The organism is Streptomyces sp. NPDC090022 (assembly GCF_044748145.1).
GTDB lineage: Bacteria > Actinomycetota > Actinomycetes > Streptomycetales > Streptomycetaceae > Streptomyces.
The window spans coordinates 137,644-162,680 of the sequence record NZ_JBIVFN010000007.1 but is presented as its reverse complement, the minus strand read 5'-3'; the positions used below and the strand labels follow the sequence as shown (position 1 = coordinate 162,680).

The window sequence follows — 25,037 nt, the reverse complement described above, 5'->3', positions numbered from 1 at the left end:
GGTCAAAGGGCAAAAGGACAGCCTGAGATGACAGAGCGCCAGAAGGACCGTCCGTGGCTCATGCGGACGTATGCCGGCCACTCCACGGCCGAGGCGTCCAACGAGCTGTACCGCCGCAACCTCGCCAAGGGCCAGACCGGCCTGTCGGTCGCGTTCGACCTTCCGACGCAGACCGGCTACGACCCCGACCACATCCTCGCCCGCGGCGAGGTCGGCCGGGTCGGGGTCCCGGTCTCCCACCTGGGCGACATGCGGCGGCTGTTCCAGGACATCCCCCTGGAGCAGATGAACACCTCGATGACGATCAACGCCACCGCCATGTGGCTGCTGGCGCTCTACCAGGTGGCCGCCGAGGAGCAGGGAGCGGACATCTCCAAGCTCCAGGGCACCACCCAGAACGACATCGTCAAGGAGTACCTCTCGCGCGGGACGCACGTCTTCCCGCCCGGGCCCTCGCTCCGGCTGACGACGGACATGATCGCGTACACGGTCAACCACATCCCGAAGTGGAACCCGATCAACATCTGCAGCTACCACCTGCAGGAGGCGGGGGCCACTCCGGTCCAGGAGATCAGCTACGCGATGTGCACGGCCATCGCCGTGCTGGACTCCGTGCGCGACTCGGGCCAGGTGCCCCAGGACCGCTTCGGCGAGGTGGTCGCCCGTATCTCGTTCTTCGTGAACGCGGGCGTCCGCTTCATCGAGGAGATGTGCAAGATGCGCGCCTTCGGCCGGATCTGGGACCAGGTCACCCGCGAGCGCTACGGCATCGAGAACGCCAAGCAGCGCCGGTTCCGCTACGGCGTCCAGGTCAACTCCCTCGGCCTGACCGAGGCGCAGCCGGAGAACAACGTCCAGCGCATCGTCCTGGAGATGCTGGCGGTCACCCTCTCCAAGGACGCCCGCGCCCGCGCCGTGCAGCTGCCGGCCTGGAACGAGGCCCTGGGCCTGCCCCGGCCCTGGGACCAGCAGTGGTCGCTGCGCATCCAGCAGGTCCTGGCGCACGAGAGCGACCTGCTGGAGTACGAGGACATCTTCGCCGGATCGCACGTCATCGAGGCCAAAGTCGACTCCCTGGTCGCCGACTGCCTGGCCGAGATCGACCGGATCCAGGAGATGGGCGGCGCGATGGCGGCCGTCGAATCCGGTTACCTGAAGTCCCAGCTGGTCTCCTCGCACGCCGAACGGCGGGCCCGGATCGAAGCCGGCGAGGACAAGATCGTCGGCGTGAACTGTTTCCAGCAGACCGAGGAGAACCCCCTCACCGCCGACCTGGACGGCGCCATCATGACGGTCGACGCGGCCGTGGAGGCCGTGACCGTGGAGCGCATCGGCCGCTGGCGGGCCGAGCGCGAGGAGTCCTCGGACCGGCAGGGCAACGGCGACCCCTTCGTGTTCCCCACCACACGGCAGGCGCTGGAGCGGCTGAAGGAGGCCGCGGCCGGGACCGAGAACCTGATGGAGGCCACCTTGGAGTGCGCCCGCGCCGGTGTCACCACCGGCGAGTGGGCGAACGCCCTGCGCGAGGTCTTCGGCGAGTTCCGGGCCCCGACCGGGGTCTCCTCGGCCCCGGTCGCGGTCACCGCCGAGGAGGGCACCCCCATGGCCTTCGTCCGCGAGAAGGTGGCCCGGACCGCCGAGGAGCTCGGCTCCGGACGGCTGCGCCTGCTGGTGGGCAAGCCGGGCCTGGACGGGCACTCCAACGGCGCCGAGCAGATCGCCGTACGGGCCCGCGACGCGGGCTTCGAGGTGGTCTACCAGGGCATCAGGCTGACCCCCGAGCAGATCGCGTCGGCGGCGCTGGCCGAGGACGTGCACTGCGTGGGACTGTCGATCCTGTCCGGCTCGCACAGCGCGCTGGTGCCCGACGTCCTGGAGCGGCTGCGCACGGCGGGGGCGGGGGACATCCCCGTCATCGTCGGGGGCATCATTCCGAACGCCGACGGCGAAGAACTGAAGGCCGCCGGTGTGGCCGCCGTCTTCACCCCCAAAGACTTCGGTATTACGGAGATCATCGGACGTATCGTCGACGAGATCCGTAAGGCGAACAAGCTCCACCCCCTTCACATGAGCACGGAGGTCCCCGCATGACCACGCCCCTCTCCCCGGTGAACCGGCTGCGTCCGCGCCGCTCCTGCCTCGCGGTCCCGGGGTCCAACCCGCGGTTCCTGGAGAAGGCCCAGGGCCTGCCGGCCGACCAGGTCTTCCTGGACCTGGAGGACGCCTGCGCACCGCTGGCCAAGGAGGGCGCCCGCCACACGATCGTGGACGCGCTGAACAACGGCGACTGGACCGGCAAGACCCGCGTGGTCCGGGTCAACGACTGGACCACCCACTGGACCTACCGTGACGTGATCACGGTCGTCGAGGGCGCCGGCCAGAACCTCGACTGCATCATGCTGCCGAAGGTCCAGGACGCCCAGCAGGTCGTCGCGCTCGACCTGCTGCTGACGCAGATCGAGAAGACCATGGGCTTCGAGGTCGGCAAGATCGGCATCGAGGCGCAGATCGAGAACGCCAAGGGCCTGGTCAACGTCGACGAGATCGCCGCCGCCTCGCCGCGGCTGGAGACGATCATCTTCGGCCCGGCCGACTTCATGGCCTCGATCAACATGAAGTCCCTGGTCGTCGGCATGCAGCCGCCCGGCTACCCGGCGGATGCCTACCACTACATCCTGATGCGGATCCTGATGGCGGCCCGCATGCACAACCTCCAGGCGATCGACGGTCCCTTCCTGCAGATCCGCGACGTGGACGCGTACCGGGAGGTCGCCGGCCGGGCCGCGGCCCTCGGTTTCGACGGCAAGTGGGTGCTGCACCCGGGCCAGGTCGAGGCGGCCAACGAGGTCTTCTCGCCCTCCCAGGAGGACTACGACCACGCCGAGCTGATCCTGGACGCGTACGACTGGTGCACCTCCGAGGCGGGCGGCAAGAAGGGCTCCGCGATGCTCGGCGACGAGATGATCGACGAGGCCAGCCGCAAGATGGCCCTGGTCATCGCGGGCAAGGGCCGGGCCGCCGGCATGCAGCGCACCACCAAGTTCGAACACCCCTCGATCGAAAAGACGGCGGAGGCCTGAGCCATGCAGTTCGGACGCACTTACGAAGAGTTCGAGATCGGCGCGGTCTACAAGCACTGGCCCGGGAAGACCGTCACGGAGTACGACGATCATCTCTTCTGTCTGCTCACGATGAACCACCACCCGCTCCACATGGACACGAACTACGCCGAGAAGACGACGGACTTCGGCAGGAACGTGGTCGTGGGCAACTACATCTACTCGCTGCTGCTGGGCATGTCCGTGCCGGACGTCTCCGGCAAGGCGATCGCCAACCTGGAGATCGAGTCGCTCCGGCACGTGGCGCCGACCTTCCACGGCGACACGATCTACGGCGAGACCACCGTCCTGGACAAGACCCCGTCGAAGTCGAAGAACGACCGCGGCATCGTCTACGTCGAGACCAAGGGCTACAAGCAGGACGGCACCCTCGTCTGCGTCTTCCGGCGCAAGGTGATGGTTCCGACCGAGACGTACATCAAGGAGCGCGGCGGCGAGCAGCCCGGCCGGCCCCAGCTGAAGGAACAGGGGAAGTAGTCATGGCCCGACTCGCCCAGACCGCCGGTCTGACCGACGTCCAGCAGGAGATCCTCAAGACCGTCCGCGAATTCGTGGACAAGGAGATCATCCCGGTCGCGACCGAGCTGGAGCACCGCGACGAGTACCCGCAGGCGATCGTCGACGGCCTCAAGGAGCTCGGCCTCTTCGGCCTGATGATCCCGGAGGAGTACGGCGGCCTGGGTGAGTCGCTGCTCACCTACGCGCTGTGCGTGGAGGAGATAGCGCGGGGCTGGATGTCCGTCTCGGGCATCATCAACACGCACTTCATCGTCGCGTACATGCTCAAGCAGCACGGTACGCAGGAGCAGAAGGACTACTTCCTGCCCCGCATGGCGCTCGGCGAGGTCCGGGGCGCCTTCTCGATGTCCGAGCCGGCGCTGGGCTCGGATGTGTCGGCCATCACGTCCAAGGCGGTCAAGGACGGCGACGAGTACGTCCTGACCGGCCAGAAGATGTGGCTGACCAACGGCGGCAGCTCCACGCTGGTGGCCGTCCTGGTCCGGAGTGACGAAGGACACCCCGAGGGGACGGCGCCGCACAAGTCGATGACGACCTTCCTGGTGGAGAAGGAGCCGGGCTTCGGCGAGGTGCGCCCCGGCCTGACCATCCCGGGCAAGATCGACAAGATGGGCTACAAGGGCGTCGACACGACCGAGCTGATCATGGACGGACTGCGCATTCCGGCCGATCGCGTCCTCGGCGGCCGGACCGGCCGAGGGTTTTACCAAATGATGGACGGGGTCGAGGTCGGCCGCGTCAACGTGGCGGCGCGTGGCTGCGGCGTCGCACAGCGTGCGTTCGAACTGGGTGTCTCGTATGCCCAGCAACGTCACACTTTCGGGAAGCCGATCGCCCAGCACCAGGCCATCCAGTTCAAGCTGGCCGAGATGGCTACCAAGGTCGAGGCCGCCCATGCGATGATGGTCAACGCAGCACGCAAAAAGGACTCCGGGGAACGAAATGACCTCGAAGCGGGGATGGCGAAGTACCTCGCCTCCGAGTACTGCAAGGAGGTGGTGGAGGACGCCTTCCGTATCCACGGTGGTTACGGCTTCTCGAAGGAGTACGAGATCGAGCGGCTCTACCGGGAGGCTCCGATGCTGCTGATCGGCGAAGGAACCGCCGAGATCCAGAAAATGATCATTGGGCGCCGCCTGCTCGAGGAGTACCGGGTCCAGGGCTGATCGTCCCGATTCGCACAGGTTTGACTGCGAAAAGGGTCACATCCCGTAACAGGCCTCGGGGCACCGACTCGGCTTCTGGCTTGCCCAGTTGTTGCGTGCAACCGATAGCATTCCAGTAAAGCCGCCGTCCCGTCCCCCTGTTTGCGGCGCGGCAATCACCCGCTACGAAGGTCATCCATGCCCCACAGCCAAACCTCTGCACCTCGCGACAGCCTTCTCGGTGGACGTCTCGCGCGCGGAGCATCGCCGTGGCTTCTGCCGACCGTCGCCACCGCGGCGCTCAGCCTCACCCGGGCACGCAAGTCCGGGCGCTGGGCCGCGGTGGCCGTGCCCACCACCGCTCTCGCGGCGGGCATGCTGTGGTTCTTCCGCGACCCCGAGCGAGAGATCGCCCAGGGCCGGGTCATCTCCCCCGCCGACGGTGTGGTGCAGAGCATCATGCCGTGGAAGGACGGACGGACCCGGGTCGCGATCTTCATGAGCCCGCTGAACGTCCACGTCAACCGCGCGCCCCTGGCGGGCACGGTGACGTCCGTGGAGCACATCCCCGGCGGGTTCGTCCCGGCGTTCAACAAGGAGAGCGAGAACAACGAGCGCGTTGTCTGGCACTTCGACACCGAGCTCGGCGACATCGAGATGGTGCAGATCGCCGGCGCGGTCGCCCGTCGCATCGTCCCCTACGTGCCGGCCGGCACGAAGGTGGAGCAGGGCGAACGCATCGGTCTGATCCGCTTCGGTTCACGTGTCGACATCTACCTCCCGGAGGGTGTCGAGGTCGCGGTCGAGGTCGGTCAGGCCACCACCGCGGGGGTGACTCGAATTGACCGTGACTGATCCTGAATCACCGGCGAAGCGGACCGACTGGGTCCCGCAGGCCGAGGAGGAGACCGACGGCGAGGAGATGCCCCTCTCGCTGCGGCTGTCGATAGCGGACACCCTCACCCTCGGCAACGCGACGTGCGGATTCATGGCGGTGTACTTCACCACCACCGGAATCCTCATCCCGCACCTCACCGGCAGCGGCGAGTCGGGCATGGCCCGGCACAGCGCGGCGACCGCGGTGATACTGATGCTGCTCGCGGCGGTCTTCGACCTCTTCGACGGGATCGTGGCCCGCAAGCTGCGCAGCTCGCCCATGGGCGCCGAGCTGGACAACCTGTCCGACCTGATCAGCTTCGGGCTGGCGCCGGCGTACTTCGTGCTCGTCTACGGCATGGTCGCCGACGACGCGCACCAGAAGATCTCGGCGCTGGCCGCGATCGTGGTGCTGCTCGCGGTGGTGCTCAGACTCGCGAGATTCAGCTGCGTGACGCTGAAGGACGGCATGTTCCAGGGCATGCCGAGCCCCTTCGGCGCGCTGACGGTCGTCTCGATCGTCCTGCTGGAGCTGCAGTTCATCCCGACGCTGCTGGCGATCATCGGGGTGGCCTGGCTGATGGTGAGCCGGGTCGAGTACCCCAAGCCGCGGGGTGTCCTCGCGGTGGCCATGCTCAGCTGGATCGTGGGGGCCATGGGCCTCCTGGCGGCCTGGGCCTTCGACGCTCCGGGCGGCCAGCTGCTGCTCCAGACGGGCTGCGCGCTGCAGATCGTCCTGGCGGCCACGATCCCGCTCTTCGCGACGACCCGGCGGGTGAACACCTTCCGCCACAACCGCCGCGAGGCGAGGGCCACGCAGGTCCAGTAGGCGCGAGCCCCCCGTTCCTCGTGAGGGCCCCGGAAGCCGTTCGGTTTCCGGGGCCCTTTCGCGTGCGCGGCGCAGGGGCCGGTACGGAGGGCCGGGTCCGGCCGCAGGCCCCGTATCCTTGATGTCGGAAAACCGCCAGCCCCGCCCTGATCCACCCCGGATGCTGGAGCCATGCACACCGACACCGAGCGTTGCGTACGGGCCGTGCAGTCGAAGGACGCGCGGTTCGACGGCTGGTTCTTCACGGCCGTCCTGACCACCCGCATCTACTGCCGTCCCAGCTGCCCGGCCGTGCCGCCCAAGGTCGAGAACATGACCTTCCTGCCCAGCGCCGCCGCCTGCCAGCAGGCGGGCTTCCGCGCCTGCAAGCGCTGCCGGCCCGACACCAGCCCCGGCTCCCCGGAGTGGAACGCCCGCGCCGACGCCGTGGCCCGGGCCATGCGGCTCATCCAGGACGGCGTCGTCGACCGCGAGGGCGTCCCCGGGCTCGCCGCCCGGCTCGGCTACTCGACCCGCCAGGTCGAGCGGCAGCTCAACGCCGAGCTCGGCGCGGGACCCCTGGCCCTGGCCCGCGCGCAGCGCGCCCAGACCGCCCGCCTGCTGATCGAGACCTCCGCCCTGCCGATGGGCGACGTCGCCTTCGCGGCCGGGTTCGCCTCGATCCGCAGCTTCAACGACACCGTCCGCAAGGTCTTCGCCCTCTCCCCCAGCGAGCTGCGCACCCGCGCCGCCCGGCGTCCCGGCACCCCGTCCAGCACACCGGGGACGCTGTCGCTGCGGCTGCCGTACCGGGCCCCGCTCAACCCCAGCAATCTGTTCGGGCACCTGGCCGCGACCGCGGTCCCCGGGGTCGAGGAGTGGCGCGGCGGCGCCTACCGGCGCACCCTGCGCCTGCCCTACGGCACCGGGACGGTGGCCCTGAGCCCGCAGGACGGCCACATCGGCTGCCAGCTGGCCCTGACCGATCTGCGGGACCTGACCATCGCCATCAGCCGGTGCCGCTGGATGCTGGACCTGGACGCCGACCCGGTGGCCGTGGACGAGCAGCTGCGCGGCGATCCGCTGCTGGCCCCGCTCGTGGACCGGGCCCCCGGCCGCCGGGTGCCGCGTACGGTCGACGCCGCCGAGTTCGCCGTACGGGCGGTGCTCGGGCAGCAGGTGTCGACGGCGGCTGCCCGTACGCACGCGGCGCGGCTGGTCACGGCCCACGGGGAACCGGTGGAGGACCCCGACCCGGACGGCGGGCTGACCCACCTCTTCCCCTCCCCCCAGGCGCTGGCCGCGCTCGACCCGGAGGCGCTCGCGCTGCCGCGCAGCCGCCGCACCACGCTGACCACGCTGGTCGGCGCCCTGGCCGACGGTTCGCTGCCGCTCGGCATCGACAGCGACTGGGAGGCCGCGCGGGCCCGGCTCGCGGGCCTGCCCGGGTTCGGGCCCTGGACCACCGAGGTCATCGCGATGCGGGCGCTCGGCGACCCGGACGCGTTCCTGCCCTCGGACCTCGGCGTCCGGCGCGCGGCGGCCGGCCTCGGGCTGCCGTCCACCCCGGCGGCGCTGACCGGCCGGGCGGCCGCCTGGCGGCCCTGGCGGGCGTACGCCGTGCAGTACCTGTGGGCGACCGACTCCCACCCCATCAACCACCTGCCCGTCTGACGGACAAGGACGATCGCGATGAACAGCAAGGGCAACACCGGCATGAACATGAAGCAGCACACCGTGGTCGACAGCCCCTACGGCCCGCTCACCCTCGTCGCCGCCGACGGCGTCCTGTGCGGCCTGTACATGACCGGGCAGCGGCACCGGCCCGCCGAGGAGTCCTTCGGCGAGCGGGTCGACGTGCGCGAGGAGCCGTTCCCCGAGGTGGTGCGCCAGCTGACGGCGTACTTCGAGGGCGAGCTGACCGAGTTCGACGTGCCGATGCGGCTGGACGGCACCGAGTTCCAGCGCAGTGTGTGGGCGCAGCTGCGGCGGATCCCGTACGGCGAGACGTGGTCGTACGGCCGGCTCGCCGCCGAGCTCGGCAAGCCGAACGCGTCCCGCGCGGTGGGGCTGGCCAACGGCAAGAACCCGATCGGCATCATCGTCCCGTGCCACCGCGTGATCGGGGCGTCGGGCAGCATGACCGGCTACGGCGGCGGCCTGGACCGCAAGGAGCGGCTGCTTGCCCTGGAGTCGGGCGAGCCGGCCGCACCGCCGGCGGCGCTGTTCTAGCCCTTCGGCTCAGGCGCGCCGGAGCCGGGAGTCGAGGACCGCGCCGAGGAGGTCGGCTTCGCCGGGCGCGGTCAGCAGCCGCTTGGGCAGGATCAGCGCCTTGGTCCTGAGGCCGGTCCCGCCCATGACGACGTACAGGCGCGGGGTCTCGTGATACCGCGTCAGCTGGTCCCAGCCCGTGCGGAAGGCCTCCGCCCCGTCGAGGACGGCCGCGATGCCGGTGCCGTCGACGACGCACTCCGCGCCCTCGTGGTCCCGCTGGACCCGCAGGGCCTTCGCGACGCCCTGCCGGGACAGGACCAGGTACATCACCGACCCGTAGACGACGGCCAGCGCCACGAAGACGAAGTTCACCGAGCCGCCCCCGGCGTCGACGCGCACGCCCACGAGCGCGATGACGAGCGCGCAGGTGGCGGCGAACCAGCGCAGCCGGCGGAACGCTCCCGCCGCCTTGAACCCCTCGCGGATCTCGCTCTTGTCCAGCGTGCCCGTGAACCGCAGCACGACCTCGCCCGTGACCTGGGCATCCTGCTGTCTTGGTATGTCTGTTGCTTCCACAGTCGCGGAGCATAGCGCTCCGGTCCGACCGCCTAGACCACGCTCAGCGGTACCAGCAGGGCGAAGGCGGCGCCCGCCTCCACGGCGTGACCGAAGTACGAGGGGTGCTGGACCGGGGCCGCGAGGAGGACCAGCTTCTGCTGGGCGACGGCGGCCGCCTGCCAGTCGGAGGGGGCACCGAGGTAGCCCTGGAACCAGCCCTCGCAGGCGCCGGGGCCGGTGACGAACAGGGCGTCGTCGGCCTGGCGGTAGACCGCGTTCCAGTCGGGGGCGGTGGTGGCCCAGCCCTCGTAGTCGGTGAAGTGGACCCAGCCGCCGTCGCGTATCGCGGTGTCGAAGAGCCAGATCGGCACCCCCTCGGGCGTGACCTCGTCGCCCGCGAGCTGCTCGGTGGTGAAGTGGACCATGGGGAGGGCGTCGGGGCCCTCGTCGCTGGTGCTGGGCCAGGCGTACATGTCGAGCGTGGTCATGCGGGGCGGCGTCCGTTCTCCAGTTCGGCGGTGCCCTCGCCCGACTCCAGGACCCGGCAGGCCTCTTGGATGCGCAGGCCGAGGGATCCGGGGAGGTGGGCGGTGAGGTGGGCGGGCTCGACCAGTTTCCAGGACAGGAGTTCCTCCTCCTGGAGGGTGATGGCGGCGAGCTGACCGGCGTCGAGGACGCCGCCGTCGTAGACGTACGCCACCATGGGCGGCCGGCCGGCGCCCAGGACCCAGTCCACGGCGAGCAGCCGGCCGAGCGGGAGGTCGAGGCCGATCTCCTCGGCGCTCTCGCGGCGGGCGGCCGTACGCGGGGACTCGCCCTCGTCGGACTCGATGGTCCCGCCGGGCAGGGCCCAGCCCTCGCGGTAGTTCGGTTCGACGAGGAGAACACGGCCCTCGGCGTCGCGGAAGAGCGCGGCGGCTCCGGCCAGTACGCGGGGCAGGCTCGCGATGTAGGCGGCGTAGTCAGTGGTGGTCACGCCCGCAACCCTACCGATCCGGGGTGCACTCCGTGATCATGCCCGGCGCGGACCCGGCACCGTCGGCTACCCCTGTCCCGACCGGCCCCGGCCCCGCGCCCGGCCCCCGGTGTGTTCGGTCAGGGCGTCGCCGACCATCGCCGTGACGGCGTCGCGCAGGCCGTGCAGCGGGTGGTGGCGGGCGGGTCCGGCGCCGGGGTCGGCGCGCAGTTCCTTCACCAGGGCCCAGCAGAGCAGCAGCATGACGACGACGAAGGGCAGCGCGACCAGGATGGTCGCGGTCTGGAGGGACTTCAGGCCGCCGGCGACCAGCAGCACGGCGGCCACGGCGGCCATCAGGACGCCCCAGGTCAGCACCAGCCAGGTCGGCGGGTTCAGGGAGCCGCGGCTGGTGAGGGAGCCCATGACCAGGGAGGCCGAGTCGGCGCTGGTGACGAAGTACGTCATCACGAGCAGCATCGCGACGTACGAGGTGACGGTGCCCAGCGGCAGGGCGTCGAGCATCGCGAAGAGGGAGGCCTCGGCGCCTTCCTTGACGGCGGCGGCGAGGTCGGCCGCGCCGGTGGAGTCGAGCCGGATGGCGGTACCGCCCATGACGGAGAACCAGACGACGGTGGCGCCGCTGGGGACGAGGAGGACGCCGATGAGGAACTCGCGGATGGTGCGGCCGCGCGAGATGCGGGCGATGAAGGTACCGACGAACGGTGCCCAGGACAGCCACCACGCCCAGTAGAAGATCGTCCACGCGCCGAGCCAGGCGCTGTCGGTGAACGCGCCGGTGGCAGTGGCCATGGGGAGGAGGTTGTGCAGGTAGCTGCCGACACCGGCCGGGACCACGTCGAGGATGTAGACGGTCGGGCCGAGGACGAAGACGAAGAGCACGAGGGCGCCGGCGAGCACGAGGTTGACGCTGCTGAGCCATTTGACGCCCTTGTGCAGGCCGGAGAAGGCGGAGAGGACGAACGCGGCCGACAGCGAGGCGATGATGATCAGCTCGACGGCGGTGGAGTCCTCGACCCCGGCGGTGATGCTGAGGCCCTCGGCGACCTGGAGGGCGCCCAGGCCCAGGCTGGTCGCCGTACCGAAGACGGTGGCGAAGACGGCGAGCAGGTCGACGGCCTTGCCCTGCCAGCCGTCGGCCCGGCGGGCGCCGATGAGGGGCACGAAGGCGGAGGAGAGCCGGTTGCCGCGGCCCTTGCGGAAGGTGGCGTAGGCGAGGGCGAGGCCGGCGATGCCGTAGATCGCCCAGGGGGTCAGGGTCCAGTGGAAGAAGGAGTAGTCGAGCGCGGCGCGGGCGGCGTCGCCCGTCTGCGGGGCCGCGCCGCTGGCGGGGGGCGGGGCGAGGTAGTGGGTGAGGGGCTCCCCCACCCCGTAGAACATCAGACCGATGCCCATGCCGGCGCTGAACATCATCGCGATCCACGCGAGGTTGGTGAACTCGGGCTCGGAGTCGTCGGCGCCGAGCCTGATCCGGCCGAAACGGCTGATGGCGAGCACGACGCACAGGACGAGGAAGGTGTCGGCGGCGATCACGAACAGCCAGGCGAAGTTGTCCAGGACCCATTTCAGGGCGGCCGCGGACGCCGTGTCGAAGGATCCCTTGGCGAGGGCCGCCCAGGCGACGGCGGCCAGCACGACGACCACGCCGACGGTGACGACCGTACGGTCGGGGGCGCCGTCCCCGGTGCTTCCGGGGGGTTCTGGGCTGTCCGGGCGGGGCTGATCCAGGGAATCCGTGCTCATGCGGCCCCACTATGGTGGCGTAAATAGGGATTTTTGGGCATGGCGCGCCGGGTGTGGCCCAGGCCACCCATGGGCATAGGAGGATCCTCCGGATAGGCTCGGGGTGGCGCGACTGCACTGTTCGATAGCAAGGGATTAGCAAGGTGACGGACGGAGCAGTAACTGAGACCGCGCGCGTGCTCATCGCCGCGGACAAATTCAAGGGCTCGCTCACGGCCGTACAGGTCGCGGAGCGGGTGACGGCGGGGCTTCGCTCGGCCGTACCGAACGTGGAGGTCGAGACCCTCCCGGTCGCGGACGGCGGCGACGGCACGGTCGCGGCCGCGGTGGCGGCCGGGTTCGAACGCCGGGAGGTACGGGTCACCGGACCGCTCGGGGAGCAGGTCACGGCCGCTTTCGCGCTGCGCGACGGCACCGCCGTGGTGGAGATGGCGGAGGCCTCCGGGCTCCAGCTGCTGCCGTCGGGTGTGTTCGCGCCGCTGACGGCGACGACGTACGGCTCGGGCGAGCTGCTGAAGGCCGCGCTGGACGCGGGCGCGCGTTCGATCGTCTTCGGTGTGGGCGGCAGTGCCACCACCGACGGCGGCGCGGGCATGCTGCAGGCGCTGGGCGCGGTGTTCCTGGATGCGAACGGCGAACCGGTCGGTCCGGGCGGCGGCGCGCTGGCGGCGCTGGCGTCGGCGGACCTGTCGGGGGTCGACCCGCGGTTCGCCGAGGTGGACTTCGTCCTGGCCAGCGACGTGGACAACCCGCTGACCGGCCCGAAGGGCGCGCCGGCGGTGTACGGCCCGCAGAAGGGCGCCTCCCCGCAGGACGTGGCGACGCTGGACGCGGCGCTGGCGCACTTCGCGCAGGTACTGGAGAAGGCGATCGGGCCCCGGGCGGCGGAGTGCGCGCTGGCGCCGGGCGCGGGCGGCGCGGGCGGTATCGGCTACGGCGCGCTGCTGCTCGGTGCGAGCTTCCGGCCCGGTATCGAGCTGATGCTGGAGGTGCTGGGCTTCGCCCCGGCGCTGGAGCGGGCGACGCTGGTCATCACGGGTGAGGGCTCGCTGGACGAGCAGACCCTGCACGGCAAGGCCCCGGCGGGCGTGGCGGCCGCCGCGCGGGCGGCGGGCAAGGAGGTCGTGGCGGTCTGCGGACGGCTGCTGCTGGCCGAGGAGGCCCTCCGGGCGGCGGGCATCCGCCGCGCGTACCCGCTGACGGAGCTGGAGCCGGACCCGGCGAAGTGCATCGCGAACGCGGGTCCGCTGCTGGAGCGGGTGGCGGCGAACATCGCGGCGGACGTGTTCTGAGCTCCGCCGCCGCGCGCTGCTGACGGCCGCCGACGACGGCGCCGCCGTCCTCCCCCGGTACGACGCCAGGCCCCTTGCCCACCCGGGCGGGGGGCCTGCGTCGTACCCGCCCGGGGGCTTGCGGCCGTCGGGCGTCGGCTGTCGGCCGTCCGACGGCCGTCGTTGCCCGATCGGGCAGTGGCGGCGTGCCGGGCGGGTGCCCCGGTGGGGGTGGTCCGGCGAACGGCTGGTGGCGAGCATGACGGGGTGACCAACTGCACGGTGTGCGGGACGCGTTGTGACCCGGGGGAACAGTTCTGCGGCAACTGCGGGGCGTTCCTGGAGTGGGACGCCGACCGGGCCGCCGGACCGGCTGCGCCGGGCCGGGCGGGCGGTGCCGGAGGACCGGGCGGTGCCGGAGGGCCTGGCGGTGCCGGAGGGGCGGGTGCGCCGGGCCGGGCGGGCGGTGGCGGCGGTGCCGGAAGGCCGGGTACGCCGAGCCGGGCCGGCGGTAGCGGCGGTGCCGGAGGGGCGGGCGCTCGGGGTCCCGCGGGCGGCGCGGAAGCGGCGGCTGGGGCGGGAGACACCGCCGGGACGCGTGATGCCGCCGAGGCGGGTGGCGCCGCCGGGGCGGGGCGTGCCACGGGCGCGGGACGTGCCGGGGGCGCGCGTCGGCAGGACGGGTCAGGCAGTGCGGGCAGCGCCGACGGGGCTGGCCGTGCCCGCGGGACTGGCGGGGCTGGCACTGGCCGTGCTGGCGGGGCTGGCCGGGCTGGCGGCGCCAGCGGGGCTGGCGATGTGCCCCGCCGGGCGGGCGGGGCGGGCGGCGTGTCGGCGGCGGCGCGGCCGGGTGTGCCCCGGGTGCGGGCCGTGCAGCCGCCCGGCGACGGTGGTGCGGCCGCCGCGCGGCCGGTGCAGCGGCGACACCTGGTCGAGGAGGGCCCGCCGCAGGCAGGCGACCTGATCTGCGGGCAGTGCGGGGTGGGCAACGTCCCCAGCCGCAAGTACTGCCGCCGCTGCGGCTCCTCCCTCGCGGACGCGCCCGTCGTCCCCCGGCCCCCGTGGTGGCGGCGGCTGCTCCCGCGCAGGCCCCGCCGCACCCACGCGGCCGGGGAGCGCCCCCGGCGTCCCCGGCAGTGGCGGCTGCCGCGGTTCGTCCTGCCCGTGGTGGTCCTGCTGGCCCTGGCCGGCACGGGCTATCTGTTCCGTACGGAGCTGCTGGGCGTCGTGGACGCCGTACGCGACCGGATCTCCGACCCCCAGCAGTTCCACGCCGTGGCGGTGACCGCCTCCAGTGCCCGTCCGGGGCACGAGCCGGGGCTGGCGGTGGACGGGACCACCGACAAGTACTGGGCGCCCGCCACGGCCGGGCCGGGCGAGTTCCTGGAGGCCGGCTTCCCGGGCCCGGTCCGGCTGCTGGACCTGGTGGTGCGGCCCGGGGCGTCGCCGGTCGCGGAGACGTTCCTCCAGCAGGGCCGGCCGAGCGGTCTGCTGCTGACGGCGACCACCGCCGACGGCCGGACGGTCACGCGCACGGTGCGGCTCGCCGACGTGCCCGGACAGCAGCGGTTCCACTTCGCCGTCAGTGACGTGGTGCGGCTGCGCCTCACGGTCCAGGGCGGCTACGGCACGGCTGACGGCCGCCCGCCCGCCCTGGCCGAGGTCGAGTTCTTCAAGCGGCCGTAGGGCATGCCCGCGCAGGAGCGCCGACCGCCCGGAGGGCGGGCCCCGCGGCGTCCGGTGCCGTGCGCCGCACGGCGGAGGGCCGCGCGTGTACGGGACGCACTTTGGCGCACCCGGCACCCGGCACGCGGCGCGGCGCCGCACGCCGCGGGGCAGGCGGGACCGTGCGGACACGACCGTGGGCAGGACTGGCCCGACCGGGAAGGTTCACCGTGGCACGGCCCTCCCCCCGGACTCCGTCCAGGGAACCCGGGCCACGGCACTACCCGCGCAGGAGGGCTGCCAGCATGTCCGCGTGGCGGCGTTGGGCCTGGCGGGCGGCCGCGCGGTCGCCCGCGGCCTGGTGGGCGGCGATCAGCAGCCGCCAGACGGCGTCCTGGAAGGGGTCCAGGGTCAGGGCGTGGGCGGCCGCCGCCACCGCGGCGCCCGGGCGGTCGCGGGTCAGCTCGACCTCGGCCAGGGTGTGCGCGGCGCGGACGGCCTGCGTGCGGTAGCGCTCGCGGATCGGGACCACCCACTCGGCCGGGCCGTCCTCGGGCAGCAGTTCGCCGGTGTAGAGGCGCAGCGCCCCGCCGAGGGACTCGGCGGCGCGGTCGGCGTCGCCGCGGGCCGCGGCGGTCAGGCCCGCTCCGGCGGCGGCCTCGAAACGCTGGACGTCACAGGAGCCGCCGGGGGCGAGGCTGAGCATGTACGCCTCGCCGGTCCGGAGCAGGAGCCGGCCCCGGCCGCGGTCCTGGCCCGGTTCCAGGACGGTGCGCAGCGTGGAGACGGCCGTCTGCAGTCCGTGTCCGGCGGTACGGGCGGAACTCTCGGGCCACAGGGCGGCCATGAGGTGCTCGCGGTGGACGGGCCGGCCCGCGTGGACGGCGAGCAGCCGGGCCAGGGACCGTACCCGGGGGCGGGTGGCGCCCCAGTCCAGCGGCCGGCCGTCGACGGTGATCTCGAAACGGCGGAAGCAGCGCAGGGTGAGCCCCGGTGCGCGGTCGTCATCCGGCTCCGTGCCGGTGTCGGCGCCGGTGTCGGCGCCGGTCGAGCGGGGGCGCGGGCGCGGCGGGGAGGGGCGGCGGCCGGCGCAGCGGCGGGCGAGGTGGGCCCGTAGCAGCGGGACGCAGTCGCCCGTGCCGTACTCCTCGGCCAGCTCCGGCGGTTCCTCGGCGCCGCGCCGCAGGTCCCGTACCAGCCGCTCGGGAAGGGCGCCGAGGACCTCCCGGTCGAGGTACGTGCGCAGGGCAGGGGCGTCGAGCGGGTCGCGGCCGGCGGCCGCGGCGGGCTGGCCCAGGCGCAGTACGGCGGGCCAGCCGCGGCCGAGCCGGAGCAGGCCGGGCTCCGCGGCCGGAAAGGCCGCGGCGGCCTCGGCGTCGCTCAGGCGCAGGTCGCGGGCGGTGAGGACGGGGGTGTCGGACAGTTCCAGGCGGGCGAGGTTGACGGCGGGCATGCGGCGGCCGGCGAGGACGACCCGCAGTCGGCCGGGCGGGGCGAGCCGGGCGAGTTCCTCCAGCGCCGCCTCGGCGGGGTTGCCGTGCACCAGATGGACGTCGTCGACGAGCAGCAGGACCGGCTCGGGGCCGCGTTCGAGGGCGAGGAGGACGGATTCGACGGTCGGGCCGGGCGCCCCCGGGGGGCCGGGCGCCAGCCTGGTCAGGAGCGTGGCCGCGTCGCGGGTGTCGCGGCACGGCCGCCAGTGCACGACGCGGCCCTCGAAGGCGGCGGCGGTCCGGGTCAGCAGGGTGGTCTTGCCGTATCCGGCGGGTGCGACGACGAGTGTCAGGGCACCGGAACCGCTGGTGGGCAAGGGCGACAACGACGTACGGACGGGCATGTCCGGCCTCCTCCCCGCTCAAGAGCAGGTCAAGGATGGGCACTTACTCTCCGTAGCGCATGAGTAACCGATTACCCAATCGGGGGCGCGCCGACGGCGCACGGGTGCCGGGCCGGGGTGGGCGCCCGGGGCGGGTGCGGCGGCGGCGCGCTCAGCGGGGCAGGACCTCGACCCGGAACGGCAGGTGCACCGGGCGGTTGCGGGCCACGAACGCCGTCAGCGCGGCCGTGTCGACGCGTGCCGGGTCGGTGACCCGCAGCCGGACCAGCAGGTACGGCCGGTCGGAGCCGGGCAGCGGGGCGCCGGGGGTGGGGGACCACACGGCGCCACCGCTCTCCTCGATCTCCGGGGTCGCCCCGAAGGCCCGGCGGACCTGTTCGGCCAGTCCGGCCCGGGTCCCGCGCAGCCCGTGGCCGGCGACGGCCCCCGGGACCGCCCCCGCGGTCGCGTCCGCGCCGCCGATGTCACCGTCACCGCCACCGCCACCGCCACCGCCACCCACGACGACGTCCGCGCCGACCCACGCGGCCAGCAGTGCCACGAAGTCGGCCGGGGCCAGGCGCGGGTCGAAGTACGCCGGCAGGCAGTCCAGGACCGTCAGGACCGGTGCGAGCACCTCGTCCAGGCCCTCGGTGATCCGCTGCGCCAGGTCGTCCTCCGCGTAGACGGCGGGCAGCTGGGCACCCAGCGGGTGGCGGGAGGGCAGGCCGGGGACCAGGCGCCGGTTCACCGGGCCTCCACCCGCACCTGGTGGTCGTAGCTGAAGGCGAGCGCGCCGGGCCCGAGCACGATCCGGTCGGCGCCCTCGCCGCGCCGCCGCGTCTCCAGGTCGGCGGGGAAGAGCCGTACGCTCTCCACCGACTCCACGCCCGGCACCTGTTCGAGTACGGCCCACACCGCGCCGCTGTGCACGGCCCGGCCGAACGGCCAGCCGTCGCCGGACGGGCCGCCGGTGAGCGGGTTGAGCTGCCGGTACAGGGCGGCGAGCGCGGCCCGCTGCACGCGGGCGGCGGGCACGCCGGCGGTGGCGTGCAGGACGGCGACGACGGTGACGCCCTGGTAGTAGGGGGGTTCGACGACGAGACGGGTGCCGAGCACGCGGCGGGCGTCGAGGTAGGCGGTGACGTGCCGCAGCAGGGCGGGCGGGCAGGCCATCCGGCCGAACTCCAGGCGGCCCTCGCCGTCGTCCTCGGCGGCCGGTACGAGCAGCACGCGCACCGCGCCGGGGCCCTCCTCCAGGGCTTCGACGCATCGCACGCGGGCCACCTCGGGGGCGGCCTGCCGGGTCAGGTACTCGTAGTCCTCGGCGGTCACCGCCCGTTCCCGCGTCCGCAGTCCCATGGCCCCGCGCAGCCGGGCGTTGGCGACGTCCTCGCCGTCGACCCCGCCGCCGGCCGCGCGCCGGTTCTCGACGCGTGCGACGTACGGGATGGAGCTGCGCAGGACGTTCAGGGTGCGCCGGGCCACGTTGCCGCGCCGGCCGCCGCCGGTGAGGTACGGCCGCGCGCGCACCGGTACGCCCTTGGCGGGGACCGCCCCGTACTGGCGCAGGCTGCCGTCGGCCTCGCGGACGGCGGGCCCGAAGGCGACCTCGCCGGTGGCCCGGTCGAGCCGGACGTGCCGGTCGCCGGGGCCGGACTCGGCGAAGTGCGCGACCTCCGTCCAGGGCAGCCAGTCGCCGGCGGCGGTGCGGGTCTCGACGGTGAAGGGCGGGCCGCCGGCGACGACCGGGGTCCGGTCGAGGGTGAAGGCCTGCCCCGGTACGCCCTCGCTGACGCCGAGGAGCTCGGCGGCGGCCCGCTCGGCGTGCACGGCGGGGGTGGTCCCGCCGATGGTGAACGCCTCGGCGGAGAGCAGGGTCGGGGTCGCGGAGTACGGGCGGCGGCCCAGCGGCGGCTGGACGACGCAGCGCAGCCAGCCGGCGCGCTGCCGGGCCTCGGCGGAGGGCAGGTGCCCGGCGGGGAGGTGGACGAGGACGTCGCCGGGCCGGTTGAAGCCGCCGGTGCCGTCGCGGTCGACCTCGCAGGCGGTCCAGCCCTCGCCGGTCCACGCCTCCCAGGCCAGGGGCGGGTCGTCGGGGTCGATGCCGTGGCCGGCGACGGGGAAGTCCAGGCGCAGCGCGACCACGCAGGAGGGCGCGGCCTGCGAGAGGCCGAACCAGAGGGCGTCGCCGGGGCGCGGCACGGGCGCGAAGCAGGGCACGCCGCGGCCGCCCGCGAGTTCGGTGGCGCGGTCGGCGGGGACGGCTCCCGGGTCGGTGCGGCCGGTGGCCAGCACTACCAGCTCGACCGGCACGACGGCCAGTTCGCCGAGGGTGGAGAAGACGACCGCCTCCTCGGTCCCGGTGCGGGTGGTGGCGACCTCGCTGCCCTCGCGGATCCGGACGGTCTCGGGCCGGGGCGCGGACAGCCAGAAGGTGACGTCGGCGCGGGCGGCGGCGGGCGGGTTGAGGGTCAGACCGATCAGGTCGAGGAAGGCCAGGTGGTTCTTGTCGGGGACCCGGTTGAGGCGGTAGACGAGCTGGTCGGTCATGTGGGCGAACGCCTCGATGAGGGTGACGCCCGGGTCGGAGACGTTGTGGTCGCTCCACTGCGGGCAGCGCTGCTGGACCATCCGTTTGGCCTCGTCCACGAGGTCCTGGAAGCGCCGGTCGTCGAGGTTGGGGCGGGGCAGGGCCATCAGCCGGCGCTCCCCTCGGGTGCGTCGTGGGCGGGGATGACGTAGAAGGGGAAGACAAGGTTGCGCGGGTCGTTGGAGCCGCGCAGGGCGTAGCGGATGTCGATGTAGAGGGTGCCGGCCTCGACGGCGTCGAAGCTGACGGCGACGTCGACGAGGTCGATGCGGGGCTCCCAGCGTTCCAGGGACAGCCGTACCTCGTAGCCGATCTGGGCGGCGGTGGCAGCGTCGGCGGGGGCGAAGACGTGGTCGTGGATGGCGCAGCCGAACTGCGGCCGCATGGGGCGTTCGCCGGGCGCCGTGCCCAGGATCAGCCGCATGCTCTCCTCGATCTCCCGCTCACGGCGTACGAGGGCGATCGCGCCGGTGGCGTCCGTACGCAGCGGGAACGCCCAGCCGGCGCCGACGAACTGCTCCCCCACGGCCGTCTCACCCGCCGATCAGGACGGTGGGCGCGCCCATGACGATCGGCGCGCCGCAGGCGGCGAGGTCGCCCACGCGGGCGGCGGGCAGGCCGCCGATGAGGACGGTGGGGCAGCCGGGCGGGGCGATGGCGGAGGGCGGGTGGACGGCGGGTGGCGGGAAGGAGCAGATGTGCGGGGTGGACACGACGGCCGCGGGCAGGCCCGCGATCAGCACGGTGGGCACTCCGGGCGGTGCGATCACCCCGGGGTGGCCGGTGGGATCCCCGACGCGGGCGGCTGGTGGCATCCGCGGTCTCTCCTTCACTGGTGGGCGCAGGTACTCGGGTGCGCGAGGGCGGTGACATAGCGTCAGTTGATCCGGACGAGGGCGGCGTTGATCGACAGGCTGGCGCCTGCCTTGAGTTCGGTGCTGGCCTGTCCGTCGACCGCGACCGTGGCGCCCTGGACGTCCACCCGGCCGTTGCTGCGCAGCGTGAGCGCGCCCGCTCCGGCGTCGGCGTCGATGCCCGTGCGGGCCTTGAACCGCAGGGACTGGCCGGTGAGTTCGAGGGCTCCGGTGCCGGCGTCCATCGTGATGCCGGCCTGCGCGGTGACGGTGACCTTGTCCTGGGCGTCGATCTCGACGGTGCCGTCGCTGTGCACGGTGACGGCGGTGGCCTGCCGGTCGAGGTGGAGGGTGAGCTTGCCGTCACCGGTGGCCAGTCGGACGCCCTGGGGGCCGCCGGCGCAGTCGAGGAGTTCCAGGCGGTTGCCGGAACGGCTCACCAGGGAACGGCGGTTGGTCGCGCCGCTGGTGGCGTCGACGAGCGGGGCGTCGTGGTCGGAGGGTTTGTCCTGGCCGTTGTAGAGCCCGCCCAGGACGTACGGGTGGTCGACGCGGCCCTGCTCGAAGGCGACGAGCACCTCGTCGCCGACCTCGGGCCCGAAGATCCCGCCGCCGCCCTTGCCGCCGAGGTCGGCGGTCCGGGCCCAGTCGCTGACGTACTCCCCGTCCAGCCAGGGGAAGGCGAGCCTGACCCGGCCCCGGTCCTCGGGGTCGCGGGTGTCGGTGACGGTGGCGTTGACGACCCCGCCGATCCGGTCCTGGGGCAGGCCGCCGGCGGCACCGGAGGCGAGGCCGAACAGGGAGCGGTCGGAGCGGCCGCCGACGGTGATCCAGGTCTGGTAGCCGGTCGCGGGGTCGAAGACGTGCCGGCTGGCGGAGATCGTGTACTTGCCCTCGAAGGGCGCGCCGACATTGGTGAGGGTGACGGCGGTCCCGGCCCGCAGCCGGGGCAGGCCGGTGGTGACGGCGTCGAGTTCGGCGAGCGAGGCGGCGAGGTCGGCGGCCAGCACCTTCGCCGCCTGGTCGGCCTCGGCCTGGGTGCGGTGGGGGGTGTCGGTGGCCAGGAAGGTGGCAGGTCCGAAGGCGTCGGCGGCCTGCCGCGGGGTCAGGCCCAGCTCCAGCCGGTCGCTGTGCCCGGCCGGCGCCCGGCCGACGACGGCCGACTTGGCGCGTACGTCCCAGCCGCGCACCTCGACCTGCTGCACCTGGTCGGCGGCGGTCACCGAGGCGTGGCAGCGCAGCAGGTTCCGGCCGAACTCCAGGACGTACGGGCTGGCCTGCGGGCGGGTGGCGGGGGCGGGCGCGGATCCGGTGGTGGCGGGGACGCGGAAGAAGAACGCGCCCTCCGCGACGCCGACGTCGGCGCCGGCGAGGTCGGCGAGCCGGTGCAGGAACTCCCAGTCGGTGATCCCGGGCTGCGCGAGGTGCTCGTACACGGTGGTGGTCGCGTCGACCGTGCCGACGCGCAGCCCCGCGCGCCGGGCGACCTGGACGGCGACGTCGGAGGCGGTCATCTGGCGGTAGCCGGCGACACGGCGGCCGCGGAAGAGCCGGTGGGCGTGGTCGAGACCGCGGACCACGGTGAACGTCCCGGTGCTGTCGAGGTCGATCTCGACGGCCGTGACCTCGCCGGAGACCAGCAGCCGGCGCTCCGGGTCGTCGGCGGCGCGCGCGTACAGCGTGACGGCGGCCCCGAGGGTGAACCCGGCGGAGCGCAGGGTGAGGTGGTGCGGGTCGCGGAAGCGGAGCACGAACAGGTCGGGCAGCTGGGTGCTGTCGTCGACGTACGCGGAGACGAGGGTCTGGGCGACGGGGTCGGGCAGCGGCGCGCCCGCGACCTCGACGGCGAGGGTGCTGGCGAAGGTCTCTCCGGCCATCGGTCAGGTCAGCTCCTCGGCGGCGGGCAGCAGGAGTTCGGTGCCGGGCGCCAGCCGCATCGGGTCGTCGATGTCGTTGGCCTCGGCGATGTGGCGCCAGGCGGTCGCGTCGCCGTACTCCCGCCAGGCGAGCAGGGCGAGGGTGTCGCCGGTGACGACGCGGTGCGCGCGGCGGGCGGCGCGGGCTCCGGAGGTGGGGTTCTGGCCCGGCATGGGGCCGCTGAGCTCCTCCAGTGTGACCTGGCACACGGCCCGGATGGGGATGCCGCCGGGGGTGAACAGGGTGTACTTGGCCTGCACTTGGCTGACGTATCCGACGAATCCGGTGAGGCCGCCCCAGCGCAGGATCACCCAGGGCGGGACGCCCTGTTTGCGCTGGTGGGTCTCGGGCGTGGCCACGCAGCAGGCGAGGAGCTTCTCGACGGCGACGACGACCTTGTCGTCCTGGTCGGCGCTGGCGTCGAAGAACATCTCCAGGCTGAGGCGGGCGGCGCCGGGCCCCTTGAACTCGGCCGGCCCGGCGGTGACCGCGCCCTTGGCGGGCTTGCGCTCCCACTCGGCGGACTTGGCCAGGCTGAGCTCCTTGGGGTTGAACTGGAAGTCGATCCGCCCCATCCGGGGCCCGGCGGGCCCCTGCCCGCCGTCGGCGGGGGGCTCGCGCAGCTCCAGCCAGGCGCGTTCGAGCTTGGGGCGGGGACCGGTGCCCGCGCCCGGGCCGGGGCCGGGTCCCGGGCCTGTTCCGGGGCCGGCTCCGGCACCGGCACCGGCACCGGGGCCGGCTCCCGCGGTGGCGGGGGTGGCCGAGGCGATGAACGCGACGGGCTGGTGCAGCGACATGCGGGCGCTCCTAGCGGCCGGCGTTCAGGAAACCGTGGTGGGCGATCTCGAGGGTCTCGGTGGCGACCTTGACGGTCTCGGGGCTGAGACCGGGCCCGGTCCAGCGCACGGGGACGACGTCCAGGAGGGACCAGCGGGCGACGACGGTGCCGTCGAGGGTCATGGCGCTGATACGGGCGGTCCTGCGGGGGATGCCGCCCAGCATGCCGGCGAGCCACTGGGTGACCTGCTGGGTGTCACGGGTGACGGGGCGGGAGAGCTTGATGTTGGTGTACTTGATCCGGGTGGGCAGCTGCCAGACGTGCCCGTTGTTCCCGCCCTCCTCGCGCTGCTCCATGACGACTTCGCAGCCGAGGCCTTCGCAGCTGTTGAAGGAACCGAGGCTGATGTTGTCGATCTCGACCATGAAGCACACGCTGACGGCGGGGTCCTGCTGGTGGGGCTGGGACATGGGTTCCTCTTCCGTGGTGTGTGCCGGTCGTCCGCGGTGCGTGGCCCGGTTCGGTGCGGTTCCTCGGTTCAGTGCCGGGGATCGAGCCGTACGCCGGCCCGCTCCCGGTCGAGCCGCAGCTCGGCGCGGAGGAGTCGGCTGAGCGGCCCGACGAGCCGGCGTACGAGCTCGTCGGTGACGGGCGGGGGTGACGGGCTGTCGGCCGGACCCGGAGCCGCGGCCGGTGGATGGTTCGGCGGCGGGTCCGGCTGGGCCTGCACTGGTCCCGGGGCAAGTGGGGGGCCGGGGTCCGGGGCGCGTTGCACGGGGGTACCCCGGGACGGCGCGTCCGGCTCCTGGTGGTCGACGCCGACGGGGGCCTCGTACGGGTACGGGTCCGGGTACGGGTCCGGGTCCGGGTACGGGTCCGGGTCCGGGTACTTGGACGGTGAGGAGGGCGGCGGTGGAAAGCCGCGCGGCACGGGCGCGGCCGGCGGTTGCCAAGGTGCCGGTGCGGTGCCGGACGGCAGCGGCTGGGGACCGCCCCGGCCCACGGCCCGGAGCTCCGGGGCCCGCTCCCCGACCAGCCCGGCGACGGGTACGAGGGGCAGGTCCACCGCCCGCTGGAGCGGAGTGAGCGGCACGACGGCGAGCGATGCGCGGGACGCCCCCGGCGATGGCGAAGCCGTCGGGGGCGGCGTCGGAGGGTGTGGATCCGGCTCCGGCATGACCGTGGCCCCTGCACGCACCGGGACCGACGGGAGCGGCGCCCCGAGGCCCAGCCGCTTCCGGGAGACCGCAACCGGGGGCTGCGGGGGCGGCGCGGGCTCCGCCGACCGCTGGCCGGAACCGACCCCGGGAGCCGACGGTGCGAGGGGCTCGTCACCGACGAGGGGTCGCGCCTCCGGAAGTACGTGGACCCGCTCGACGACGGGCACCGGCCCGGGCTCCGGCAACCGCTGCACCGGCAGCGTCCGCATCGGCATCGCGACGGGCGGCGCCACGGTGAGCGGCGGCCCGGACCGGAACACGGTCGGCGCGGGCACTGCGGAACCGAGAGGCAGTACGGGTACGTCGGCCTGCGCCGGGGCGGCGACCGCAGACCCGGACGAGGCCGGGAGGCGCTGGAGCGTGGGGAGCGACTCCACCGTGTCGGGCCCGCCGGGGCGGTCCTGCCCCGAGGCGTACGGCTCGACCGGAACGACGGGCAGCGCCGGGTCAGCCGCAGGCTCCGGCCGTGACCGGTGACGCTGGACCATGACGGGCGGCTCCCCCACACGCCCCTCGGCCGGCCGCCCCGAGGCCGACGGCGGAGCCGGAACGGCTGGCCGCACCAGGTCGGCCGGCAGCTCCCGAGAGGCACGTTCGGGCCCGACCGGGGCCGCCGACGGGGGCACCGGGGCCGGAACACGCTGGACCGGGGCGGTCACCCCCACCGGGGGCAGCGCACCCGAGCCCCAGGGCGGAGCCAGGTCACCCGGACGCGCGGCGGGCGGCTCCCCTGGGGCCCGACCGGGCCCGAGCGGGCCGGCGGAAACCTCGCCGCCAAGGCCAACCGCAGGCACCGGACCGGCCGGCGGCTCCGGCGGGACCTGGTCACCCCGACCCGCGGCCCGCGACTCACCGCCACCGTCCACGACCGGACGCACCGGGGCAGCGGACGGTGGCGATGGGGCCGCAACACGCTGGACCGGGGCGGTCACCCCCACCGGGGGCAGCGCACCCGAGCCCGAAGG

The 25,037-nt window shown here is 73.6% G+C and carries 23 protein-coding genes; 10 read left to right on the top strand and 13 right to left on the bottom strand.

Annotated features, from left to right (window positions below; all coding sequences use genetic code 11):
* The first annotated feature begins 27 nt into the window (after positions 1 to 27).
* The 8 genes from ACIPXB_RS16635 (at position 28) to ACIPXB_RS16600 (ending at position 8,699) form a co-directional block, all read left to right on the top strand.
* Complete coding sequence (locus ACIPXB_RS16635; RefSeq protein WP_401449963.1) at positions 28 to 2,091, top strand: protein meaA; 2,064 nt, start codon at positions 28 to 30, stop codon at positions 2,089 to 2,091.
* Entirely contained in the window at positions 2,088 to 3,080 is a 993-nt protein-coding gene (locus tag ACIPXB_RS16630; RefSeq protein ID WP_401449961.1) for an HpcH/HpaI aldolase/citrate lyase family protein, read from the top strand. Before ACIPXB_RS16635 ends, ACIPXB_RS16630 begins: the two co-directional genes overlap by 4 nt.
* Positions 3,081 to 3,083: 3 nt before the next feature.
* Positions 3,084 to 3,596, top strand: a complete 513-nt coding sequence (locus ACIPXB_RS16625) for a MaoC family dehydratase (protein WP_401449959.1) — start codon at positions 3,084 to 3,086, stop codon at positions 3,594 to 3,596.
* Between the two features lie 2 nt (positions 3,597 to 3,598).
* Positions 3,599 to 4,804 carry an acyl-CoA dehydrogenase family protein gene (locus ACIPXB_RS16620; RefSeq protein WP_401449956.1) on the top strand — a complete coding sequence of 402 codons (1,206 nt, stop codon included), beginning with the start codon at positions 3,599 to 3,601 and terminating at the stop codon, positions 4,802 to 4,804.
* Between the two features lie 177 nt (positions 4,805 to 4,981).
* Positions 4,982 to 5,638, top strand: coding sequence for a phosphatidylserine decarboxylase (locus ACIPXB_RS16615; RefSeq protein WP_401449953.1), 657 nt, complete (start codon positions 4,982 to 4,984; stop codon positions 5,636 to 5,638).
* On the top strand, positions 5,625 to 6,488 hold the full coding sequence (gene pssA, locus ACIPXB_RS16610; protein WP_401449950.1) for a CDP-diacylglycerol--serine O-phosphatidyltransferase: 864 nt from the start codon (positions 5,625 to 5,627) through the stop codon (positions 6,486 to 6,488). Before ACIPXB_RS16615 ends, pssA begins: the two co-directional genes overlap by 14 nt.
* A 171-nt stretch (positions 6,489 to 6,659) precedes the next feature.
* Complete coding sequence (locus ACIPXB_RS16605) at positions 6,660 to 8,141, top strand: AlkA N-terminal domain-containing protein (RefSeq protein WP_401449948.1); 1,482 nt, start codon at positions 6,660 to 6,662, stop codon at positions 8,139 to 8,141.
* A 42-nt stretch (positions 8,142 to 8,183) separates the two neighbouring features.
* Positions 8,184 to 8,699, top strand: coding sequence for a methylated-DNA--[protein]-cysteine S-methyltransferase (locus ACIPXB_RS16600; RefSeq protein ID WP_401450206.1), 516 nt, complete (start codon positions 8,184 to 8,186; stop codon positions 8,697 to 8,699).
* Between the two features lie 9 nt (positions 8,700 to 8,708).
* Here ACIPXB_RS16600 and ACIPXB_RS16595 read toward each other — a convergent pair whose 3' ends face one another.
* The 4 genes from ACIPXB_RS16595 to ACIPXB_RS16580 all read right to left on the bottom strand — a co-directional run bounded on the left by ACIPXB_RS16595 (position 8,709) and on the right by ACIPXB_RS16580 (position 11,958).
* Entirely contained in the window at positions 8,709 to 9,257 is a 549-nt protein-coding gene (locus tag ACIPXB_RS16595; RefSeq protein ID WP_401449946.1) for a YcxB family protein, read from the bottom strand.
* Positions 9,258 to 9,289: 32 nt separating this feature from the next.
* A complete protein-coding gene (locus ACIPXB_RS16590; RefSeq protein ID WP_401449944.1) occupies positions 9,290 to 9,727 on the bottom strand; it encodes a hypothetical protein in 438 nt (145 codons plus the stop codon).
* A complete protein-coding gene (locus ACIPXB_RS16585; RefSeq protein ID WP_401449942.1) occupies positions 9,724 to 10,215 on the bottom strand; it encodes an NUDIX domain-containing protein in 492 nt (163 codons plus the stop codon). The genes ACIPXB_RS16590 and ACIPXB_RS16585 overlap by 4 nt, the downstream gene beginning before the upstream one ends.
* Before the next feature lie 66 nt (positions 10,216 to 10,281).
* Positions 10,282 to 11,958 carry a BCCT family transporter gene (locus ACIPXB_RS16580; RefSeq protein ID WP_401449940.1) on the bottom strand — a complete coding sequence of 559 codons (1,677 nt, stop codon included), beginning with the start codon at positions 11,956 to 11,958 and terminating at the stop codon, positions 10,282 to 10,284.
* 143 nt (positions 11,959 to 12,101) lie between these two features.
* On the opposite strand from ACIPXB_RS16580, the gene ACIPXB_RS16575 reads away from it, so the two are divergent.
* Both ACIPXB_RS16575 and ACIPXB_RS16570 read left to right on the top strand, forming a co-directional pair.
* Positions 12,102 to 13,250 carry a glycerate kinase gene (locus tag ACIPXB_RS16575; protein ID WP_401449939.1) on the top strand — a complete coding sequence of 383 codons (1,149 nt, stop codon included), beginning with the start codon at positions 12,102 to 12,104 and terminating at the stop codon, positions 13,248 to 13,250.
* Between the two features lie 849 nt (positions 13,251 to 14,099).
* On the top strand, positions 14,100 to 14,915 hold the full coding sequence (locus ACIPXB_RS16570) for an NADase-type glycan-binding domain-containing protein (protein ID WP_401449938.1): 816 nt from the start codon (positions 14,100 to 14,102) through the stop codon (positions 14,913 to 14,915).
* Positions 14,916 to 15,174: 259 nt separating this feature from the next.
* Here the strand turns inward: ACIPXB_RS16570 and ACIPXB_RS16565 are convergent, their stop codons facing one another.
* From ACIPXB_RS16565 to ACIPXB_RS16525, 9 genes are all read right to left on the bottom strand, one after another.
* The gene (locus ACIPXB_RS16565; RefSeq protein ID WP_401449935.1) at positions 15,175 to 16,731 is read right to left on the bottom strand and encodes a BTAD domain-containing putative transcriptional regulator; all 1,557 of its coding nucleotides are present in this window, start codon (positions 16,729 to 16,731) and stop codon (positions 15,175 to 15,177) included.
* 151 nt (positions 16,732 to 16,882) lie between these two features.
* Positions 16,883 to 17,461 (bottom strand): phage tail protein, encoded by a 579-nt coding sequence (locus ACIPXB_RS16560; protein ID WP_401449932.1) that lies wholly within the window; start codon positions 17,459 to 17,461, stop codon positions 16,883 to 16,885.
* Positions 17,458 to 19,410 (bottom strand): putative baseplate assembly protein, encoded by a 1,953-nt coding sequence (locus ACIPXB_RS16555; protein ID WP_401449930.1) that lies wholly within the window; start codon positions 19,408 to 19,410, stop codon positions 17,458 to 17,460. The genes ACIPXB_RS16560 and ACIPXB_RS16555 overlap by 4 nt, the downstream gene beginning before the upstream one ends.
* Positions 19,410 to 19,829, bottom strand: a complete 420-nt coding sequence (locus ACIPXB_RS16550; protein ID WP_401449927.1) for a GPW/gp25 family protein — start codon at positions 19,827 to 19,829, stop codon at positions 19,410 to 19,412. Before ACIPXB_RS16550 ends, ACIPXB_RS16555 begins: the two co-directional genes overlap by 1 nt.
* A gap of 7 nt (positions 19,830 to 19,836) precedes the next feature.
* Entirely contained in the window at positions 19,837 to 20,118 is a 282-nt protein-coding gene (locus tag ACIPXB_RS16545) for a PAAR domain-containing protein (protein ID WP_401449924.1), read from the bottom strand.
* Positions 20,119 to 20,180: 62 nt separating this feature from the next.
* Positions 20,181 to 22,034 carry a VgrG-related protein gene (locus ACIPXB_RS16540; protein ID WP_401449922.1) on the bottom strand — a complete coding sequence of 618 codons (1,854 nt, stop codon included), beginning with the start codon at positions 22,032 to 22,034 and terminating at the stop codon, positions 20,181 to 20,183.
* A gap of 3 nt (positions 22,035 to 22,037) precedes the next feature.
* The gene (locus ACIPXB_RS16535; RefSeq protein ID WP_401449919.1) at positions 22,038 to 22,871 is read right to left on the bottom strand and encodes a LysM peptidoglycan-binding domain-containing protein; all 834 of its coding nucleotides are present in this window, start codon (positions 22,869 to 22,871) and stop codon (positions 22,038 to 22,040) included.
* A gap of 10 nt (positions 22,872 to 22,881) precedes the next feature.
* Positions 22,882 to 23,322 (bottom strand): phage tail protein, encoded by a 441-nt coding sequence (locus tag ACIPXB_RS16530; RefSeq protein WP_401449916.1) that lies wholly within the window; start codon positions 23,320 to 23,322, stop codon positions 22,882 to 22,884.
* A 68-nt stretch (positions 23,323 to 23,390) separates the two neighbouring features.
* Positions 23,391 to 23,945 carry a hypothetical protein gene (locus ACIPXB_RS16525; RefSeq protein ID WP_401449914.1) on the bottom strand — a complete coding sequence of 185 codons (555 nt, stop codon included), beginning with the start codon at positions 23,943 to 23,945 and terminating at the stop codon, positions 23,391 to 23,393.
* Between the last annotated feature and the right edge of the window lie 1,092 nt (positions 23,946 to 25,037).